This is a genomic window from Duganella sp. FT27W (assembly GCF_009295655.1).
Lineage (GTDB): Bacteria > Pseudomonadota > Gammaproteobacteria > Burkholderiales > Burkholderiaceae_D > Rugamonas > Rugamonas zoogloeoides.
On sequence record NZ_WHIV01000003.1, the window covers coordinates 1,008,853 to 1,027,762 of the forward strand.

The 18,910-nt window shown below is 61.0% G+C and carries 19 protein-coding genes; 2 read left to right on the forward strand and 17 right to left on the reverse strand.

Annotated elements, in window-relative coordinates:
- From F8197_RS16340 to ndk, 15 genes are all read right to left on the reverse strand, one after another.
- On the reverse strand, positions 1-1,311 hold the full coding sequence (locus F8197_RS16340) for an adenylosuccinate synthase (protein WP_152882732.1): 1,311 nt from the start codon (positions 1,309-1,311) through the stop codon (positions 1-3).
- 4 nt (positions 1,312-1,315) lie between these two features.
- The gene (locus F8197_RS16345; protein WP_056143440.1) at positions 1,316-2,476 is read right to left on the reverse strand and encodes an ATP phosphoribosyltransferase regulatory subunit; all 1,161 of its coding nucleotides are present in this window, start codon (positions 2,474-2,476) and stop codon (positions 1,316-1,318) included.
- Between the two features lie 185 nt (positions 2,477-2,661).
- Positions 2,662-3,555: a protease modulator HflC gene (gene hflC / locus F8197_RS16350; protein WP_019920450.1), complete on the reverse strand. Its 894-nt coding sequence runs from the start codon at positions 3,553-3,555 to the stop codon at positions 2,662-2,664.
- Entirely contained in the window at positions 3,555-4,877 is a 1,323-nt protein-coding gene (gene hflK / locus F8197_RS16355; RefSeq protein ID WP_152882733.1) for an FtsH protease activity modulator HflK, read from the reverse strand. The genes hflC and hflK overlap by 1 nt, the downstream gene beginning before the upstream one ends.
- Before the next feature lie 14 nt (positions 4,878-4,891).
- Positions 4,892-6,127: a GTPase HflX gene (gene hflX, locus F8197_RS16360; protein WP_152882734.1), complete on the reverse strand. Its 1,236-nt coding sequence runs from the start codon at positions 6,125-6,127 to the stop codon at positions 4,892-4,894.
- Between the two features lie 42 nt (positions 6,128-6,169).
- A complete protein-coding gene (hfq, locus tag F8197_RS16365; RefSeq protein ID WP_019920453.1) occupies positions 6,170-6,406 on the reverse strand; it encodes an RNA chaperone Hfq in 237 nt (78 codons plus the stop codon).
- A 258-nt stretch (positions 6,407-6,664) separates the two neighbouring features.
- Positions 6,665-8,014, reverse strand: a complete 1,350-nt coding sequence (gene der, locus F8197_RS16370) for a ribosome biogenesis GTPase Der (RefSeq protein WP_026637029.1) — start codon at positions 8,012-8,014, stop codon at positions 6,665-6,667.
- 4 nt (positions 8,015-8,018) lie between these two features.
- Positions 8,019-9,155, reverse strand: a complete 1,137-nt coding sequence (gene bamB, locus F8197_RS16375; RefSeq protein ID WP_152882735.1) for an outer membrane protein assembly factor BamB — start codon at positions 9,153-9,155, stop codon at positions 8,019-8,021.
- A 54-nt stretch (positions 9,156-9,209) separates the two neighbouring features.
- Entirely contained in the window at positions 9,210-9,872 is a 663-nt protein-coding gene (locus F8197_RS16380; RefSeq protein WP_152882736.1) for a tetratricopeptide repeat protein, read from the reverse strand.
- A 38-nt stretch (positions 9,873-9,910) separates the two neighbouring features.
- Positions 9,911-11,263 carry a histidine--tRNA ligase gene (gene hisS, locus F8197_RS16385; protein ID WP_056143426.1) on the reverse strand — a complete coding sequence of 451 codons (1,353 nt, stop codon included), beginning with the start codon at positions 11,261-11,263 and terminating at the stop codon, positions 9,911-9,913.
- 20 nt (positions 11,264-11,283) lie between these two features.
- Positions 11,284-12,552, reverse strand: coding sequence for a flavodoxin-dependent (E)-4-hydroxy-3-methylbut-2-enyl-diphosphate synthase (gene ispG, locus F8197_RS16390; RefSeq protein WP_056143423.1), 1,269 nt, complete (start codon positions 12,550-12,552; stop codon positions 11,284-11,286).
- A gap of 41 nt (positions 12,553-12,593) precedes the next feature.
- On the reverse strand, positions 12,594-13,643 hold the full coding sequence (locus F8197_RS16395) for a RodZ domain-containing protein (RefSeq protein WP_152882737.1): 1,050 nt from the start codon (positions 13,641-13,643) through the stop codon (positions 12,594-12,596).
- A gap of 7 nt (positions 13,644-13,650) precedes the next feature.
- Positions 13,651-14,439, reverse strand: coding sequence for a type IV pilus biogenesis/stability protein PilW (gene pilW, locus F8197_RS16400; RefSeq protein WP_227012278.1), 789 nt, complete (start codon positions 14,437-14,439; stop codon positions 13,651-13,653).
- A 38-nt stretch (positions 14,440-14,477) separates the two neighbouring features.
- The gene (gene rlmN, locus F8197_RS16405; protein ID WP_019920461.1) at positions 14,478-15,650 is read right to left on the reverse strand and encodes a 23S rRNA (adenine(2503)-C(2))-methyltransferase RlmN; all 1,173 of its coding nucleotides are present in this window, start codon (positions 15,648-15,650) and stop codon (positions 14,478-14,480) included.
- A gap of 66 nt (positions 15,651-15,716) precedes the next feature.
- Positions 15,717-16,124 carry a nucleoside-diphosphate kinase gene (gene ndk / locus F8197_RS16410; protein WP_019920462.1) on the reverse strand — a complete coding sequence of 136 codons (408 nt, stop codon included), beginning with the start codon at positions 16,122-16,124 and terminating at the stop codon, positions 15,717-15,719.
- Between the two features lie 284 nt (positions 16,125-16,408).
- Here ndk and F8197_RS16415 point away from each other — a divergent pair, with 284 nt between their 5' ends.
- Together F8197_RS16415 and F8197_RS16420 are read left to right on the forward strand one after the other, a co-directional pair.
- The gene (locus F8197_RS16415) at positions 16,409-17,092 is read left to right on the forward strand and encodes a Bax inhibitor-1/YccA family protein (RefSeq protein WP_056143415.1); all 684 of its coding nucleotides are present in this window, start codon (positions 16,409-16,411) and stop codon (positions 17,090-17,092) included.
- Between the two features lie 131 nt (positions 17,093-17,223).
- A complete protein-coding gene (locus tag F8197_RS16420) occupies positions 17,224-17,526 on the forward strand; it encodes a hypothetical protein (protein WP_152882739.1) in 303 nt (100 codons plus the stop codon).
- Here F8197_RS16420 and F8197_RS16425 read toward each other — a convergent pair.
- A complete protein-coding gene (locus tag F8197_RS16425) occupies positions 17,491-18,477 on the reverse strand; it encodes a nucleotidyl transferase AbiEii/AbiGii toxin family protein (protein WP_152882740.1) in 987 nt (328 codons plus the stop codon). The genes F8197_RS16420 and F8197_RS16425 overlap by 36 nt on opposite strands.
- A complete protein-coding gene (locus tag F8197_RS16430; RefSeq protein WP_152882741.1) occupies positions 18,464-18,874 on the reverse strand; it encodes a DUF6088 family protein in 411 nt (136 codons plus the stop codon). The genes F8197_RS16425 and F8197_RS16430 overlap by 14 nt, the downstream gene beginning before the upstream one ends.
- Positions 18,875-18,910 lie beyond the last annotated feature (36 nt).

Here is an 18,910-nt window from a genome sequence, read left to right on the forward strand (position 1 = left end):
TTATGCGAATGGATGACGCAGCACGATCGTTTCTTCACGATCAGGACCGGTCGAAACCATGTCAACCGGCACGCCGACCAGCTCTTCGATACGCTTGATGTAGGCGCGGGCCGTGGCCGGCAGCGCTTCCATGGTCTTGGCGCCGACAGTGCTTTCGGTCCAGCCTGGCATTTCTTCGTAGACCGGCACGCAGCGGGCCGCTTCCTCGGCGCCCGACGGGAAGATGTCCACGGTCACACCGTCAATGGTGTAGCCGGTGCACAGCTTCAGGGTTTCGATACCGTCCAGCACGTCCAGCTTGGTCAGGCACATGCCGGTCACGCCGTTGATTTGTACCGAGCGGCGCAGCAGCGCGGCATCGAACCAGCCGCAGCGGCGGGCGCGGCCCGTCACGGTGCCGAACTCGTGGCCCACTTGCGCCAGGTGGTGACCGACGCCGGCATCGGTAGGCAGTTCCGAAGGGAACGGACCGGAACCCACGCGGGTGGTGTAGGCCTTGGTGATGCCCATGATGTAGTGCAGCATGTTCGGGCCGACGCCGGCACCGGCGGCGGCATTGCCGGCCACGCAGTTCGACGAGGTCACGAACGGATAGGTGCCGTGATCGACGTCCAGCAGCGAACCTTGCGCGCCTTCGAACAGCAGGTTGGCGCCGGCCTTGTGCGCAGCGTACAGCGCGCTCGAGACGTCGGTCACCATTGGGCGCAGGCGTGGCACGTAGGCCAGCGCGTCGTCCAGGGTTTTCTGGTAATCGACCTTCGGTGCTTTCAGATAGTGTTCCAGCACGAAGTTGTGATAGTCGAGGTTCTCGGCCAGCTTTTCAGCCAGGCGCGATTCGTTGAGCAGGTCGGCCACGCGGATCGCGCGACGGGCGACCTTGTCTTCGTAGGCCGGGCCGATGCCCTTGCCGGTGGTGCCGATCTTCGCTTCGCCACGCTTGGCTTCACGAGCCAGGTCGAGTGCCGAGTGGTAAGGCAGGATGACAGGCGCGGCGTCCGATACTTTCAGGCGCGACGCTACTTCGACACCGACTTTTTCCAGCTTGTCGATTTCGCGCAGCACGTCCGGCACCGACACCACCACACCGTTACCGATGTAGCAGGCCACGCCCGGACGCATGATGCCCGAAGGGATCAGTTGCAGCGCGGTTTTGACGCCGCCGATGACCAGCGTGTGGCCGGCATTGTGACCGCCCTGGAAGCGCACCACACCTTGTGCATGATCGGTCAGCCAATCGACGATCTTGCCCTTACCTTCGTCGCCCCATTGGGTGCCGATGACGACCACATTCTTTGCGTTTTTGTTTGACATCACACTAACCTAAGTTTTTAAGAATCCATTGACTACTGTTATCGTCGAGCACCAGCGCGCGATCGCACTCGAACTCGTCCAGCTCGTTGCTGTGACCAGGCATGCTCTGGATCACGACTTCGCCGGACTTGCGCAGCTCGGCGATTTTTTCTTTCAATTCAGGCGCATTGCCCCACGGTGCGCGGATCGAATGCTTGCGTTCCGCAGTGGGTAACAGGCGCGCCAGCTCGCGCAGGTCGAGCGAGAAGCCGGTGGCGGGACGGGCCCGGCCGAAGGCTTCGCCTACGTGATCGTAACGGCCGCCGCGCGCAACCGCGTTCGGCAAGCCTGGCACATACAGCGCGAACATCGCGCCGCTTTCGTATTGGTAACCGCGCAGGTCGGCCAGGTCGATGGCGACCTCGGCACGGCCAATCGCGGAGGCGGCCAGCGCTGCCAGTTCGGCCAGCGCCTTGGCAATGCCCGGCAGGTCCGGCAGCACTTCGCGCGCTTTTTTCAGCACGTCGATGTCGCCGTACAGATTGGTCAGCGCCAGCAATGCGTCGCGCGTTTGCGGCGCGTAGTTGGCGGTGAGCGCTTTCAGGTCCGAGACGTCCTTGGCGCGCAGCGCCAGGTACAGCGCGGCTTCGTCCTTGGTGGCGGCGGCATCTTCCTCGATGATCGCGCGCAGCACGCCCACGTGGGTGAGGTCCAGCCGCACTTGCGTGAAACCGGCGAGCGCCAGGGTGGACAGCGCCAGTTCCTGGATCTCGGCATCGGCTTCCAGGCCGGCATGACCATAGATTTCGGCGCCGATCTGCAGCGGCTCGCGGGTGGCGTGCAAGCCCGACGGATGCGTGTGCAGCACGTTGCCGGCATAGCACAGGCGCGTGACCGAAGCACGGTTGAGCAGGTGGGCGTCGATGCGCGCCACCTGGGTCGTCATATCGGGACGCAGGCCCAGCAGGCGGCCCGAGATCGGGTCCACCAGTTTGAAGGTGCGCAGGTCGATGTCGGTACCGGCGCCGGTGAGCAGCGACTCGAGGTACTCGAGCAGCGGCGGCATCACCAGTTCGTACCCGTACAGGCGGAAGTTATCCAGCATCAGGCGACGCAGTTCTTCAATCTTGCGGGCTTCCGACGGTAAGACGTCGGCGATATTCTCGGGCAAAAGCCAATTCGGCATGGGAACGGAAGTTTAAATTATGAACAATGGGGCGCGGGCGCCGCGTGCCAACAAGTGACAGGCCGAACCTGATATTTTACGCGAAAATGCTTGGGGGGAGGTAAAAAATGCATACCGCCAGCGGCCGGGCAGCCGTGGCAACAGGATGGGCGCCGCTGCGGGCGCCCTCCTTTGTGGCTTTCGACTTACTTCTGACCGCCGGCGCCGGAGTTCTTGAAGTACTTGAAGAAGTCCGAGCTCGGATCGACCACCATCACGTCGCCCTGGCTCTTGAACGTGGAGCGGTACGCTTCCAGGCTACGGTAGAACTTGTAGAACTCCGGATTGCGGCCGAACGCTTCGGCGTAGATCTGCGATGCCTTGGCGTCGCCTTCACCACGGATGTTCTCGGCATCGCGGTACGCTTCGGCCAGGATCACGGTGCGCTGGCGGTCGGCGTCGGCACGGATGGTTTCCGAGGCCGCCGAACCGGTCGAACGCAGCTCGTTGGCCACGCGCATGCGCTCGGCCTTCATCCGTTCGTACACCGAGTTGTTGATCTGCTCGACGTACTCCACGCGTTTCAGGCGCACGTCGATGATCTCGACGCCGATCTGGGCCGACTCCAGCACCACCTTGTTGCGAATCGCCTCCATCACCTGGCCACGCTTGCCCGAGATGACTTCGCTCACCGTGTGCTTGGTGATTTCCTCGTTCAGCGCCGACTTGATGATGACTGACATGCGGTCGCGGGCACGGGTTTCGTCGCCGCCGAAGGTGACGTAGTACAGCTTGGCCTGGCCTTCGTTGCGGCCGATGCGCCACTTGACGAAGCTGTCGACCAGGATGTTCATCTTCTCGGCCGTGATGAAGCGCTCGGCATCGGGCGACTCGATGGTCATGATCCGGTTATCGAGCAGCACCACGTTCTGGAACGGTGGCGGCAGCTTGAAGTGCAAACCCGGTTCGCGGACCACTTCCTTGATCTGGCCCAGTGCGAACACGATCGCGTATTTACGCTGATCGACCACGAAAATCATCGAGGACAAGATCAGCAGCAAGACAAAGCCTGCGACGAGGGTACTAACTATGCGATTCATTAACGACTCTCCCGTTCACGTGAGGAATCCCGTGGGCGTGGCTCGCGCTGGCGGCTCACTTCCACCGATGGCATCACGTCGGCCGGCAGCGTGGCCGTGGTCGGCGCGGTCGCTGGCGAACCGGTGTTGCTACTGTTGCTGCCATGGCGTGCACTGTCCACCGCTGCCGCCTGGGCGATCAGCTTGTCGAGCGGCAGGTACAGCAGGTTGTTGCCGTTCTTGGAATCGACCATGACCTTGCTGGTGCTCGAGAAGATCTGCTGCATCGTGTCGAGGTACATGCGGTCGCGCGTCACGGCCGGTGCCTTCTGGTACTCGACCAGCACCTGCTTGAAGCGGTTGGCGTTACCGGTCGCGTTCTCGGTGACCATCGAACGATACGCTTCGGCTTCCTGCATCAGGCGCGAAGCGGTACCGCGTGCCTTTGGAATCACGTCGTTGGCGTACGCCTGGCCTTCGTTTTTCTGGCGTTCCAGATCCTGGCCGGCCTTGACCGCGTCGTCAAACGCGCTTTGCACCTGCTCCGGCGGCTGCACCGCCTGCAAGGTCACGCCCGAGATCAGCACGCCGGAAGCGTAACGATCGAGGATGGTCTGCATCAGCACTTGCGTTTCGTAGGCCACCTTGTCGCGGCCCTCGTACAGCACGAAGTCCATCTTGTTTTTGCCGACGATTTCGCGGATCGAGGTCTCGGCGACCTGGCGCACGGTTTCTTCCTCGTCGCGGTTGTTCATCAGCCAGGCCACGGGGTCCTTCAGCTTGAACTGCACGGCCAGCTGCATGTCGATGATGTTTTCATCGTCGGTGAGCATCAGGGATTCCTGGGTCTGCTTGTTCTTGATGTTGCCGCGATAGCCGATCTCGACCATACGCATCTGCGAGACGCGTACCGTTTCGTTCGACTGGAATGGGTACGGCCAGCGCCAGTTGAAACCGGAGCCGGTCGAGTGCGTGTACTTGCCGAAGGTGTAGACGATGCCCGCCTGGCCCTCTTGCACGATGAACGAACCGCTGGCCAGCCAGATCAGCGCGGCCACGCCGGCGATGGCGCCTGCGGTGGCGCGCATGCCGGCCGGATCGGGACGCGGCACGCCGCCGCCACCGTTGTTATTGTTGCCGTTGTTATTGTTGTTATTGTCCGGGCGTTTTTTCTGGCCGAAGAAATTGTTCAGGCGTTCATTGAAATCGCGCCACAACTGTTCCATGTCGGGAGGGCCTTCGCCAGGCTTCTTGCCTTCGTTCGCCTGCGGCTCGCCGTCTTTCTTGTCCGAGCCCCAGCGGGGGTCGTTCAGCGACAGCTTGATGCCGAGACGTTTCATCATTGAGGGGACACGCATTAGTGGGATCCAACGTGAGTTGTAAGGGAACTGCGCGCGATACCGCTGTCGTCGCCGGAATCGGATACATCCGGCTCCTGCACTTCGTCATCGATATCGAGCTCGTCTTCAGTGTCGTCTGCCGGGTCCGCATCGATCGGATACGCCTGGTTCAGCCTGGCGCCCGGGGCCGCCTTGGCCCATTCCACGATCGAGTCCCGCAACAGGTCCACACCGACACCGGTGCGGGCGCTGAGGAAAACGCGGGAAATCTTAGCATATTCATCGCGCTCCACCGAGGGCTCCAGGCCGGCGGCGTCGATCTTGTTCCACACCAGAATTTGCGGAATATGATCGGCGCCGATTTCCTTGAGCACCAGGTTGACCTGCTCGATCTGCTCCATGCGCACCGGCGACGACGCATCGACCACGTGCAGCAGCAAATCGGCATGGATGGTTTCTTCCAGCGTGGCGCGGAAAGCCGCCACCAGCTGGTGCGGCAATTCGCGCACGAAGCCGACCGTGTCAGAGATCACCACGTTGCCCACTTCCTGTCCCATGTAGACGCGACGCGAGGTCGTGTCCAGCGTCGCAAACAACTGGTCGGCCACATACACGCCGGCCTTGGTGACCGCATTGAACAGGGTGGACTTGCCGGCATTGGTATAGCCGACCAGCGACACGGAAAAAGTCTGGCTGCGGCCACGCGAACGGCGTTGGGTTTCATGCTGCTTGCGCAGCTTGGCCAGGCGCGCGCGCAAGGCTTTGACACGCTCGCCGATCAGCCGGCGGTCGGTCTCGAGCTGGGTTTCGCCCGGGCCGCGCAGGCCGATACCGCCCTTTTGCCGTTCCAGGTGAGTCCAGCCGCGGATCAGGCGCGTGGCCAGGTGCTGCAACTGCGCCAGTTCCACCTGCAGCTTGCCCTCGTGGGAGGCGGCGCGCTGGGCGAAAATGTCGAGAATCAGGCTGGTACGGTCAAGCACGCGGATGTTCAGCCGCTTTTCCAGGTTACGCTGCTGGGCCGGCGACAGCGCATGGTTGAAGATGACGATTTCGATACGCTCGTCCAGCACGGCCTGGCCGATTTCGTCAGCCTTGCCGCTGCCGACGAAATAAGCGGAGTCCGGGGCGGAGCGCTTGGCGGTGATCGTCGTCACGGGTTCGGCACCTGCTGAACGGGCCAGCAGTTGCAGTTCCTCGACGCTGGCGCCAAAGTCGCCCTGGCCGAAATCAATACCGACTAGAGCTGCACGCATACGACGATCTGTAAGGTTGGGGAGAAGCGATAAGGCAAGCGCTTAGTCCGCGTCGTTATCGATGCTGAGGTTGACGGCGCGAGCCGGCACCACGGTGGAGATGGCGTGTTTATAAACCATCTGGGTCACGGTGTTGCGCAGCAATACGACGTATTGATCGAACGATTCGATGTGGCCTTGCAACTTGATGCCGTTAACGAGGTAGATCGACACCGGCACGTGCTCTTTGCGCAGTGCGTTGAGGAATGGGTCTTGTAACAGTTGCCCTTTGTTGCTCATAACAGCTCCATTTTATGTTGTTGTGTTGGATTTGGAGGCGAGACGCTTAATTTCAAGTACGTGGCCCAGCGAAAGTCAAATGATATTCGCTGAAACACCGCTCGCCACGTAGGGAATGGTGCTTCCAAGCCACTGTAACCTGTTTTTGCTTTTTTTGCAGTGTCGCACCGCAAAAAAACAGCCTATTTAATCGAATACTAAGTTGAAAACCAGGTCACACATTTGGCGACCTGATTTAACTTATCGCTTACTTGGCGATTACTTCTTCTCGGTACGCTTGTCGAACGGGTTTTTACCCGTGCGCAGCTCGATCCGCAGCGGCGTGCCTATCAAACTGAACGTGTCGCGGAAATGTTTTTCCAGGTAGCGCTTGTACGGATCGCCCACGGCTTCCAGGGAATTGCCGTGGATGACGATGACCGGCGGGTTCATGCCGCCCTGGTGCGCATAGCGCAGTTTCGGACGGATCGAACCCTTGCGGCGCGGCTCCTGCTTTTCCACCGCTTCGATCAGCGCGCGGGTCAGCTTTGGCGTCGACAGGTTGCACATCGCGGCCGCGTACGCGGCATCGACCGACTTCATCAGCGGGCCGATGCCCTGCGATTTCAGTGCGGAGATGAAGTGCATCTTGGCGAACGACAGGAAGTCGAGCTTGCGGTCGATGTCGATCTTGATCTCGTCGCGTTCGTCGGTACGCAGGCCATCCCACTTGTTGACGGCGATGACCAGGGCGCGGCCCGTCTCCAGCACGAAACCGGCGATGTGGGCGTCCTGTTCGGAGATGTCCTGCTGGGCGTCGAGCATCAGCACGACCACGTTGGCCTCCGAGATCGACTGCAGGGTTTTCACAACCGAGAATTTCTCGATCGCTTCGAACACCTTGCCGCGACGGCGGATACCGGCCGTATCGATCAGCGTGTACTGCTTGCCTTCGCGCTCGAACGGAATTTCGATCGAGTCGCGGGTGGTGCCCGGCATGTCGAACGCGATCACGCGCTCTTCACCGACCAGGGTGTTGATCAGGGTCGATTTACCCACGTTCGGGCGGCCGACCAGCGCGATCTTGACGCCACGCTGGGCAGGGTCTAGTTCGTCCGGCTCTTCGGGACGCTGGGCGAAGGCCAGGTTCAGCGCCTCTTCCACCAGGTCGGCCACGCCGTCGCCATGCGCGGACGAGATCGAGTACGGCTCGCCCAGGCCCAGTTCGTAAAAGTCGGAGACCACGGCGGTATAGCGCATGCCTTCCGATTTATTCACGACCAGCATGACCGGACGGCCGCTTTTACGCAGGAAGTCGGTAATGGTTTTATCATGCGGCGTCAGACCCTGGCGGCCATCGACGAGGAACACGACGATGTCGGCCTCGGCAACGGCTTGCTTGGTCTGCTTGGCCATCTGATGCATGATGCCTTCCTTGGCGACCGGCTCGAAGCCGCCCGTGTCGATGACGAGGAAGGGACGTTCGCCGACACGGCCCTCGCCATAGTGACGATCGCGCGTCAACCCAGGCAAGTCCGCCACCAGCGCATCGCGCGAGCGGGTCAGACGATTAAACAAGGTCGATTTCCCTACATTGGGTCGACCCACAAGTGCGATTACCGGCTTCATTGAATTACTCGACCGCGAAAGCGGTCACAGTTCCTGCTTGAGTTTGAAAAATCAAATTCGAGCCGGCGATGACGGGGGCCGACTGGATCGGGCTGCCATCGGTCGCGACTCGACCTATCAGAGCGCCATCTTCCCGTGACAGGAAGTGGATGTAACCCTGGTAGTCGCCAACGGCCACGGCGCGGCCATACGACACGGGGGTCGAGAGGCGGCGATAGGACAGCTTGTCGTTCTTCCAGGCGTTGCTGCCGCTTTCGCGGCTATAGGCGGCAACTTCGCCCTTGTCGTCGGAGACGAATACAAAACGCTGGTCAACCGCCACGCCCACGTCGGACGAAGCAGGCTTGCTCCAGGACGGCGCGCCGGTGGTGGCGTCGTAACAGGCCACGCGGCCCTGGTACGACACGGCGCAGACATCTTTTTCGAAAATTACCGGTGCGCCGGCAATGTCGGTCACGCGTTCGAGTTCGGTCGCGCCACGCGGCTCGCCCACTGCCACTTCAAAGCGTGGCAGACCGCCGGCCAGGGCCAGCACCACCAGCTTGCCGCCCGGCTGGGCGACATATACATTCGGACCGCTGATAACCATGCCCGGCGCATTGCGCAGGGTGAGCGCTGGGGTGGTACGGGTGACGTTCCAGCGCTTGGCGCCGGTCTTGGCTTCGTACGCGGTGATCACGTTATCGACACTGCGCACCACCACCACGCCACCACCGACCACCGGCGAGGACAGCACTTCGCTCGACGCTTGTGCTTTCCACAATTCTTTGCCGTTGGCATCAAAAGCAAGGATAACACCTTTCTTGTCGCCAACCACAACCACCTCGCCATCGCTGCCCACGCCGGCCGTCAGGTCGGTGCCGGTTTTGATGCGCCAGATTTCCTTGCCGGTGGCCGCATTCAGGCGTGCCAGCACGCCGTCGCCGTCGGCCACGTACACGCTGTCGCCAGCGAGTACCGGGGTGAAGACGGCGTTGCCGGCCTTGCCGATCGAATACTTCCAGGCCACGGGCGGCTGCAGGCTGCCCGCCGGTTCCACCAGCGCCGCCGGCTGGTTCTTGGTGTCTTTCGAGCCAAACAAGGAGCAACCAGCCAACAGTGCCAGCAGGCTTGCAGCAATAGCTTTTTCGGTGATGCGCATAAAATTTTTCAACCTTGCTCGTTACGGGTTATCCGGATGCGGTACAGCTGCTGCTTACGCAGCCGCCTTGGCTGGCTTGTCGGCTGGCACGGCGCCGCCGATCGCTTCCAGCTTCAGCTGGATCAGCTGGCGGCCGGGGTTTTTCTTGTCGGTGGCGTCAAGCGCGGCCTGGTAGGCGGTGCGCGCTTCGGCCAGCTTGTTCTGTGCTACCAGGATGTCGCCCTTGCGGTCGGCCACCGAGCCGGCAAACGCTGGCGGCACCGTGCCGTCCAGGGCTTTCAGCGCCTGGTCGTACGCTTTTTCATCGAGCAGCACGCCAGCCAGGCGCACCTTGGCGATCGCCTTGAACTCGTCGGCGCCGTGGTCCGCCGCCCATTGCAGCTGGGCCTTGGCGGTCTTGGCGTCGTTCGCTTCGAACGCGCTCTTGGCGGCAACCAGCGCCGACATCGGTGCATACGAGGTACTGCCGAACTTGCTTTCCATGTCGGTGGCGGCGCGTTGTACCTTGGTGTTGTCCTTGGCTTCCACCGCGCGTTGCAGTTCTTCGTACAGGGCCGAGGCCTGGGTGGTCTGGTTGCGCTGGTAGTAGTTCCAGCCGGCCCAGGCCGAGTAAGCGGCCAGGGCCGCAATGACGAGCCAGGTCGTCAGGTTGCCGTACCGTTCCCACCATGCTTTGAGCGTAGCGAGTTGTTCTTGTTCTTCGAGATCGTATGCCATGTCAGTTCGTCTGCTAAAAGGTTAAGGGGTGGGTCGGCTTAGTGATTGCAGTGTTCGTCGTGCACGTGGTGGTGATGGTCGCCGCTACCGGTGATCTGGTCCACCACGTAGTCGACCACTTCGTCGAACGGTACGGTCGCTTGCTGCGGTTCACCGTCGGCGCCGCGCATGGCCTTGACCGACGCGGTGTGGTTGGTCACTTCGTCTTCGCCGATGATGACCGCGAACGACGCGCCGCTGCCGTCGGCTTTTTTCATCTGGTTCTTGAAGCTGCCAGGACCGTTGGCGGTGGAGCCGTGCATGATGACGTCGAGGCCGGCGTCGCGCAGGCGTTCGCCCAGCACGAACGATTGCAATTGCGCCGCTTCGCCCTGGTGCACCAGATACACGTCGCACAGGTTCGGTTGTTCCGGCTCGCCCACTTCTTTCATCAGTTCCAGCAGGCGCTCGATGCCCATGGCGAAACCGACGGCCGGCGTCGGCTTGCCGCCGAACGAGGCGATCAGCGGATCGTAACGGCCGCCCGCGCACACGGTGCCTTGCGAGCCGAGCGAATCGGTCACCCATTCGAACACGGTGCGGTTGTAGTAATCGAGGCCGCGCACCAGGCGCGGGTTGATCACGTACGGGATGTTGTTGTGGTCGAGGATCTTGCGCACGCCGTTGAAGTGCGCCAGCGATTCTTCGCCCAGGTAGTCGAGCAGTTTCGGCGCGCCGTTGACCATGTCCTGCATGGCAGGGTTCTTGGTGTCGAGGATGCGCAGCGGGTTGCTGTGCAGGCGGCGCTTGGCTTCCGCGTCCAGCAGCGCTTCGTGGCTTTCCAGGTAAGCGATCAGGTCCACGCGGTGGCGCGCGCGCTCTTCGGCGTCGCCGATCGAATTGAGTTCGAGGCGGATGTTTTCCAGGCCCAGGTCGTCCCACAGGCGGCGGCACAGCATGATCATCTCGGCATCGACGTCGGGACCGGTGAAGCCCACGGCTTCGCAGCCGAACTGGTAGAACTGGCGATAGCGGCCGCGCTGCGGACGCTCGTGGCGGAACATCGGTCCCGTGTACCACACGCGCTTCGGACCTTCGTACACCAGGTTGTGTTCGATGACAGCGCGCACCGCGCCGGCCGTGCCTTCAGGACGCAGGGTCAGCTGGTCGCCGTTCATCGAATCGGTGAACGAATACATCTCTTTTTCAACGATGTCGGTAACGGCGCCGATGGCGCGCTTGAACAGCGCCGTGTCTTCCACGATCGGCGTGCGGATCTGCTGGAAGCCGTAGCTTTGCACCACCGATTGCGCAGTGTTCTCGAACAGCTGCCACAGGTGCGAGTCCTGCGGCAGGATGTCGTTCATGCCTTTTACGGCGGTGATTTTTTCAGCTTTTTTATTTTCGGACATGGTTCTGATTTCGTTAAAAACTAGACTGCGGCAGTCTTGCTGTAATTGGTCTTGACGTAATTGAGGACGATCTCGTGGAACTCTTCCACGATGCGCTCGCCGCGCAAGGTCGCCACCTTGGCGCCATCGACAAAGACCGGCGCGGCCGGCGATTCGCCGGTGCCGGGCAGGCTGATGCCGATGTTGGCGTGTTTCGATTCGCCGGGACCGTTGACGATGCAGCCCATCACGGCCACGTTCATCGCTTCCACGCCCGGGTAGGTTTTTTTCCACTCCGGCATCTGGTCGCGCAGGAAGGTCTGGATGTTGTCGGCCAGCTCCTGGAACGTTGTTGACGTGGTGCGGCCGCAGCCGGGGCACGCGATCACCATTGGCGTAAACTTGCGCAGGCCCATGGTTTGCAGGATCTCCTGTCCTACCACCACTTCCTTGGTGCGGTCGCCACCCGGTTCCGGCGTGAGCGAGATGCGGATGGTGTCGCCAATGCCCTCTTGCAGCAGCACCGACAACGCAGCGGTGGACGCCACGATGCCCTTGCTGCCCATGCCCGCCTCGGTCAGGCCCAGGTGCAGCGGATAGTCGCAGCGCTTGCCCAGTTCGCGGTACACGGCGATCAGGTCCTGCACACCGGAGACTTTGCACGACAGGATGATCTTGTCGCGCGCCAGGCCCAGTTCTTCGGCACGGACAGCGTTCTCGATTGCCGACGTGATCAACGCTTCGTACATCACCTGCTGCGCGGTCCATGGCTCGGCACGTCCGGCGTTTTCGTCCATGATGCGCGCCAGCAGCGCCTGGTCGAGGCTGCCCCAGTTGACGCCGATACGCACCGGCTTGTTGTAGCGGGCCGCGACTTCGATCATCTGCGCGAACTGGGTGTCGCGTTTGGCGCCCTTGCCCACGTTGCCCGGATTGATGCGGTATTTCGACAGCGCCTTGGCGCACTCGGGATAGTCATTGAGCAGCGTGTGGCCGTTGTAGTGGAAGTCGCCGACCAGCGGCACATCGACGTCCATCTTGTCGAGCTGTTCGCGGATGTACGGCACGGCTTCGGCCGACTCCGGACGGTCCACGGTCAGACGCACCAGCTCGGACCCGGCACGCGCCAGGTCGCGGATCTGGATCGCGGTTTCGATGGCGTTGGCGGTGTCGGTATTGGTCATCGACTGCACGACCACGGGGGCGTCGCCGCCTACCCAGATCTGGCGCTGGCCGTGCGCCACCAGCACGCTGCGGCTGGCGCGGCGCGGTGACTGGCCCGAAGGAATAGCTGTTGGCGTAGAAGACATGGTCGTTTAACTCGAAACTGGTATTTGTTGGCTGATGTGGCTTACTTGATGTTCACGCGGGCGATGGTACCGCCTGCAACTTGCGGCAATGCCAGCGGCGCACCGCCCAGCGAAGCCTGCACACCGGCTGGCTTGCCGACGATTAGCAGCGACGGGCCCTTGATGTCGAAGGTTTCGGTGCTGCCGGCCTTGACCACGCGCGAAATCAGCGGCGCGGCGCCCGGACGGCGAATCTCGACCCATGAATCCTCCGCTACTTTCAGGACCAGCGCGGTGCCGGTGACGGCTGCTGCGGCTGCAGTCGTGGCAGCAGCGGCTGCCGGCGCTGCGGTGGTCGTGGCCGGCTGACCGGTCACGGTAGGCGCCGGCGTATTGACCGGTGCGGTGGCCGGGGTGGTGGCAGCGGCGGCACCGGCAGCTGGCGCAGGCGCGACGCCGGCCACCGTGCCAGCGTTGGCGGCACTACCGCCATCGACCGGCGGCACCGACACCAGCGGCACATTGGGCGACTGCAGCGGCGCGGTTTCCTGGCCGGGCTTGACCAGCGTGGTTTCCAGCGGCGCGACGGTGGTGTCGGTTTTACCGGGTTCGGTGGCGACGGCAGCGCTATCGGCGCCGCGCTCGAACAGCGCCAGCGTGTGTGCAATCAGGCCGCTCTGGTAGAGGAAAATCCCGCCCACCACGACCACCACTGCCACACCACCCATTACCCAGGCGCCCGTGTGCGAGTTACGCGACTTCATGAGCGGCATGCGCGTGTCGGAGAACGTGGCCGCGATTTCCTTGCGCGGCGGCGACACCTCGGGACTGGTGGGCGAACGCACTTCGATCATGGCCACCAGCGGCGTGGCGTCGATGCGCACCACCTTGGCATAGGCGCGCACGAAACCGCGCGTGACCGCCATATTGGGCAGCGACGCATAATCGCCGGCTTCGAGCGCCACCACCTGGCGCGGCGCCAGTTTGAGCTGGTCGGCGATCTGTTCCACGGTCAGGCCCAGCGCTTCGCGCTGCGCCTTCAACTGTGCTCCGGGCGTAGCCAGGCCGGTTTTGGCCTGGTCTTTTGGCGGTTCTACCCACTCAGAATTCATTGCTGTCTCACTCATCAAACGCCCCACGTTGATAAGCAGCATACTCGGCCGAGCCGGGGTAGCGGGACCGCAACTGCGTGACCCAACCAGCTTGTTTTCCCGTATCGCCCACTTGATGCTGCACTTTAATCCCGAGCCACAGCACATCGGCCGTCAAGCTCTCCATCTTTGCCACGTCGGCCAGGCGGGTCACGAAGAAATGGGCACGCTGGACATCGCGTTTTTCCACGTAAAGCCGCACCAGGTTGGCGTTGGTGGCCGGCAGATCGGGCGTCAACTGCAACGCTTGCAGCAGATAACGCTCCGCGCTGGCGTAATCCTTGATTTTCAATGCACACGCGCCGGCATTGTTGGCGGCGCTGGCCGGCGAGCGGTAAGCGCGGTTGGCCAGCGCCGCGTCGAACAGCGGCAGCGCCTCGACCACGCGGCCGCTCTCGCACAAAAAAGAGCCGTAATTGTTGGCCAGGTCCGGATTTTCCGGCGCCAGCATGCGGGCGCGGCGGAAATTCTCGTCGGCGGCAGCGGTATGACCCAGTGCCTGTTCGATCAGGCCGCGCAAGCCCAGCGCTTCGGCGTTATCGGGCTCGGCAGCAAGCGCCAGCTTGATTTCGCCCAGCGCCACCGCGTACTGGCCCTGCTCGAAATAACCGACCGCCAGTTGCGTGCGGATCGCTGCCTTGCGCTCGGCGCTGCCCGGCGCCCGTGCGCTGTCGGCGCCACGGGCAGATTGTGGACTATCCGGGGTCGTGACGCAACCGCCCAGTGCGCCGGCCAGCAGCGGGAACATCCCGAGCATGGCCAAGCGATACCGGTTGCGCTGCGCCCAACCCGCCATCAGGAATGGATCTCCACGATCTTGCCGAAATTGGCGCCGAACTTTTGCTGGTACTCGGCCATCTTGCCCATGCGCTCCTGGACGCGGGTGCGGTCCTGGACTTCGCCAGCGAGCTGGCCGCAGGCGGCGTCGATGTCGTCGCCACGGGTTTTACGGATGGTGGTGACCAGGCCGGCATCGACCAGGATCTGGGCGAACGCCTTGATGCGCGGATTTTTCGAGCGCAGCAGGCCCGATTCCGGGAACGGATTGAACGGAATCAGGTTGAACTTGCAGTTGATCCCATCGACCGGGTGCTGCACCAGCGCGATCAGTTCGCGCGCGTGCTCGTCGCTGTCGTTGACGCCGTCGAGCATGCAGTATTCAAACGTGATGAAGTCGCGCGGCGCGTATTGCAGGTAGCGCTTGCAGGCAGCGATCAGTTCTTTCAGCGGATATTTCTTGTTCAACGGGATCAGGCCGTTGCGCAGCTCGTCGTTGGACGCGTGCAGCGAGACGGCCAGCGCCACCGGCACTTCCTGCGCCAGGCGGTCGATCATGGGCACCACGCCCGAGGTGGACAAGGTCACGCGGCGGCGCGACAGGCCGTAGGCGTTATCGTCCAGCATCAGCTTGAGTGCTGTGGCAGTCGGTTCGAAATTGAGCAGCGGCTCGCCCATGCCCATCATGACCACGTTGGTGATCTGGCGTTCGCCCTTGGGGCCGGGCTCGATGCCCTTGGTGCGGCGCAGTTCGAACTCGGCCATCCATAACTGGCCGATGATTTCGCCGACCGACAGGTTGCGCGAAAAGCCCTGCTTGCCCGTCGAGCAGAAGCGGCAGTTCACGGCGCAGCCAGCCTGGGTGGAAATGCACAGCGTGCCACGGTTTTCTTCCGGGATGAACACGGTTTCGACCGCGTTGCCATTGCCGACGTCGATCAGCCATTTGCGGGTGCCGTCGGTGGACGTGTTGTCGCTGATGATGGCTGGCGCGGCAACAAAGGCGCGGGTTTTCAGTTTGTCGCGCAGCGACTTGGCCAGATCGGTCATGCTGTCGAAATCCGACGCACCGAATTGGTGGATCCAGCGTTGCAGTTGCTTTGCGCGGAACGGCTTCTCCCCCAACTCGGCGCAATAAGCGATGAGCTGCGCGGGATCGAAGTCCAGCAAGTTGGTCAGAGGTGCGTTCATAGTCAGTCCAAACAATACAAAAAGTTTCCGTTTCCACCAAGGCGGAAACGGAGACATTACAAAAAATTACTTGCCGAAGAAGTAGGCGATTTCTACTTGTGCGGCTTCTACTGCGTCCGAACCGTGAACGGCGTTGGCATCGATCGAGTCGGCGAAGTCAGCACGGATGGTGCCTTTGTCAGCCTTCTTAGGATCGGTAGCGCCCATCAGTTCGCGGTTTTTCAGGACGGCGTTTTCGCCTTCCAGGGCCTGGATCATGACTGGACCCGACACCATGAAATCAACCAGATCCTTGAAGAAGCCGCGCTCTTTGTGCGCAGCGTAGAAGCCTTCAGCTTCTTCACGCGACAGTTGCTTCATTTGCGCAGCAACGATCTTCAGGCCAGCGTTTTCGAAGCGGCTGTAGATTTGGCCGATTACGTTTTTTGCAACTGCGTCTGGTTTGATGATCGACAGGGTGCGTTCGATTGCCATTTGAAAAACTCCAATAAAAAGAAAGGTTTAAAACAAGAATTGATAGTTCAATCAACCTTCGATTTTAACATAGAACACTACGGACTTTCGAGAACCGGCACCAGATTGGCCCGAACAATGGCTCACGATAGAGCATTTTGAAGCCGCGCAAGCACGATATCGGGCATTTGAAGCCGGTTTAAGCCCTCTTTAAGGGCTTTTGCCGCAGTTTTTTCGGTAATGTCGCGCGGGCGTGCTATCCTTTTATCTAAGCGGATTGCTCCGCACCAACTATTGGAGGCATCATGAACAACTTGCAACAAAACACCTACGACCTGAGTACCGGTCGCCGGGCGGTGCAGCACAACGTGTTGCGTAACACGTACTGGCTGCTGGCACTGTCGATGATCCCGACCGTGCTGGGCGCTGCACTCGGCATGGCGCTGCACCTGCCCCTGGGCGGCGGCCTGATGATGATCGTGTTCCTGGCTGGCGCCTTCGGCTTCATCTGGGCCATCGAAAAGAACAAGAACTCCGGCCTGGGCGTAGCCTTGCTGCTGGGCTTCACGTTCTTCATGGGTATCATGCTCACACCGCTGCTCACCCGCATCATGGGCTTTTCCAACGGCGGCACGCTGATCATGATGGCCTTCGGTGGTACGGCTTCGGTGTTCGCAGTACTGGCATCGATCGCCACCGTGACCAAGCGTGATTTCTCGGGCATGGGCACCTGGCTGTTCGCCGGCGTGATCGTGCTGATCCTGGCATCGCTGGCCAACATCTTCTTCGCCATCCCTGCCCTGAGCATCGTGATCTCGGTCGTGGCCATCGCCATCTTCTCGGCTTACATCCTGTACGACGTGCAGCAGATCGTCAACGGCGGCGAAACCAACTACGTCAGCGCTACCCTGCGCCTGTACTTGGACGTCTACAACATCTTCACCAGCCTGCTGTCGCTGCTGGGCTTTGCGGGCGGTAGCCGCGACTAAGCTCTAACATCCATGCCGGTCTTCCCGACCGGCTGACGACAAAAGCCGCCAACCTTTACGGGTTGGCGGCTTTTTTATTGGCGCCCCGTTCCCGAAAATCAGTACAATCCATCAACACATATCGGAGCGCCATGGGTCCCGCAGTCTCGCTTATCGTCATGATCATCGCCGGCACGCCGCTGTTCGCCGGCCTGTTCGGCATTTTCCGCTTCAAATACTCCACCCGCACTGCCTTCGCGCTGGCGGTCGTCTTTGCATGCGGCGCTGCACCCGGCACGGTGATCGCTGCCCTTCTCGCCACGCTGACGATCGGCTTTGGGCCCATGCTGCAGTCGAATCTTGCGATCATTATCTATCTGGGCTGGCTGGCGGCAGGGGCGCTTGCGGGCGGAGTTACGTCAGTGCGCTGGGTTCTCCGGCGCTGGCACTGCTGATCGCAAGGCATACTGGAAAGTATTGCACGCCATATCGAACGTCGGCGGATCACGTCCATACACCATGACGCGTATGAATCGGTCGTAACGCTGCCGTATCTGCGCATCAGTTTGAATCCATTCCACTACCCTGTTCAACTCACCGACAGGATCGGAGAAAAACTCAGGATGCTGGCGAGAATACAACTGAGCGTCTTTTTTTATGACGGTGAGCATCAATGACTTGAGGTGGTCACTCGGACTGAATAAAGCTGGATAGGCTGCGGCGATTTGGTGAATGTCGTAGAGGTGACGAACCATTGAGGGATCGAAGATTCGCCCAGGATGCGCTCGATACAGCGCCAGGCGCCGGGGAAAAAGCACCAGCTTCTCGACCGCCGCTTCCATCAAGTCTATACATGCCACCTCGAATGTTTGTCCGACAGTGGCTCCTGCAAGGACATCGAATAGCAGTCCGATTTTTTTGGTGGCTACCGGGGCAGACAGTTGAGTGTGATTGAACTCCAACCTGACGTGTGCGCGCAAGTCGACGCCAGGCGAGAAATATGACTCGTAGGCGATGCTGAGCAGCATGTATCCGTTGTTATTGCGAGCCTTATCGACTTTGACATACTCAACTGGAAATCCTGACGCTACCAAGCACTCGACCGCCTGACGTTTGAGGGCACCTAAGAGATCACGTCGCTTGCTATTACCCAGGACTCCGACCGCCTTGCTGATGACCTTGAAATCAACATCTTCCGAAATCCTGGCAAGTAGTCCGTAGGCCTTGGAAAGGCAGGTTCCGCCGCAAAACACGCAGCTGAAATCGTCGTTGTTGAGTTGACTAATGACCTTGAGCACCGCCGTGACAATAAAGTCCTTTTCAAGCGCATATTCTGCGATGGCAAGGCCCTTTTCATTGATCAGGTCGGATATCTTTTGGCTTTGGTAGCTTTCAATCTTTCTCATACATGATTTTGCGATTGCCAATCGCGATGGCACGGCGCACCCGGGATTTACCTACGCTGATCACAGCGGACATAGGCATTTGAGTACTCGTACCGGCACGAAGTTCCCGCGCTTCGGTGCCAATATCAGCTTTTACGCCAAGTTTCCGCATGGCTTCAAGGCCTATATCAAGCAGCGCCCCTTCAGGAACGGGCTTGCCGCTGATGGTAGAAGGCCGCGCCTTTACATAGACGCCGTAGCCGACACGCATGATTTGCCCCAGTTCTGCAAGTTCCTTGATGACACGGCTTACTTGCCGATATCCACCAAAGTGATCGAACTCCTGGCGCAAGAACACCGAGCTCTTGGACGAGCGAATGCGCGCCGAAATGCGCTGCTTGATCGATGCGGTAGCCATGATGCCTCCTCTACAAACCCGCAAATGTGTCAAACA

Coding starts and splice junctions, on each gene's coding strand:
- hflC (WP_019920450.1), bottom strand. CDS start 3,555: ATGAATCGCATAGTTAGTACCCTCGTCGCAGGCTTTGTCTTGCTGCTG.
- F8197_RS16340 (WP_152882732.1), bottom strand. CDS start 1,311: ATGTCAAACAAAAACGCAAAGAATGTGGTCGTCATCGGCACCCAATGG.
- hfq (WP_019920453.1), bottom strand. CDS start 6,406: ATGAGCAACAAAGGGCAACTGTTACAAGACCCATTCCTCAACGCACTG.
- F8197_RS16415 (WP_056143415.1), top strand. CDS start 16,409: ATGAACAACTTGCAACAAAACACCTACGACCTGAGTACCGGTCGCCGG.
- hflK (WP_152882733.1), bottom strand. CDS start 4,877: ATGATGAAACGTCTCGGCATCAAGCTGTCGCTGAACGACCCCCGCTGG.
- pilW (WP_227012278.1), bottom strand. CDS start 14,439: ATGCTCGGGATGTTCCCGCTGCTGGCCGGCGCACTGGGCGGTTGCGTC.
- F8197_RS16430 (WP_152882741.1), bottom strand. CDS start 18,874: ATGGCTACCGCATCGATCAAGCAGCGCATTTCGGCGCGCATTCGCTCG.
- F8197_RS16395 (WP_152882737.1), bottom strand. CDS start 13,643: ATGAATTCTGAGTGGGTAGAACCGCCAAAAGACCAGGCCAAAACCGGC.
- bamB (WP_152882735.1), bottom strand. CDS start 9,155: ATGCGCATCACCGAAAAAGCTATTGCTGCAAGCCTGCTGGCACTGTTG.
- ispG (WP_056143423.1), bottom strand. CDS start 12,552: ATGTCTTCTACGCCAACAGCTATTCCTTCGGGCCAGTCACCGCGCCGC.
- rlmN (WP_019920461.1), bottom strand. CDS start 15,650: ATGAACGCACCTCTGACCAACTTGCTGGACTTCGATCCCGCGCAGCTC.
- hisS (WP_056143426.1), bottom strand. CDS start 11,263: ATGTCCGAAAATAAAAAAGCTGAAAAAATCACCGCCGTAAAAGGCATG.
- F8197_RS16420 (WP_152882739.1), top strand. CDS start 17,224: ATGGGTCCCGCAGTCTCGCTTATCGTCATGATCATCGCCGGCACGCCG.
- F8197_RS16345 (WP_056143440.1), bottom strand. CDS start 2,476: ATGCCGAATTGGCTTTTGCCCGAGAATATCGCCGACGTCTTACCGTCG.
- F8197_RS16380 (WP_152882736.1), bottom strand. CDS start 9,872: ATGGCATACGATCTCGAAGAACAAGAACAACTCGCTACGCTCAAAGCA.
- F8197_RS16425 (WP_152882740.1), bottom strand. CDS start 18,477: ATGAGAAAGATTGAAAGCTACCAAAGCCAAAAGATATCCGACCTGATC.
- ndk (WP_019920462.1), bottom strand. CDS start 16,124: ATGGCAATCGAACGCACCCTGTCGATCATCAAACCAGACGCAGTTGCA.
- der (WP_026637029.1), bottom strand. CDS start 8,014: ATGAAGCCGGTAATCGCACTTGTGGGTCGACCCAATGTAGGGAAATCG.
- hflX (WP_152882734.1), bottom strand. CDS start 6,127: ATGCGTGCAGCTCTAGTCGGTATTGATTTCGGCCAGGGCGACTTTGGC.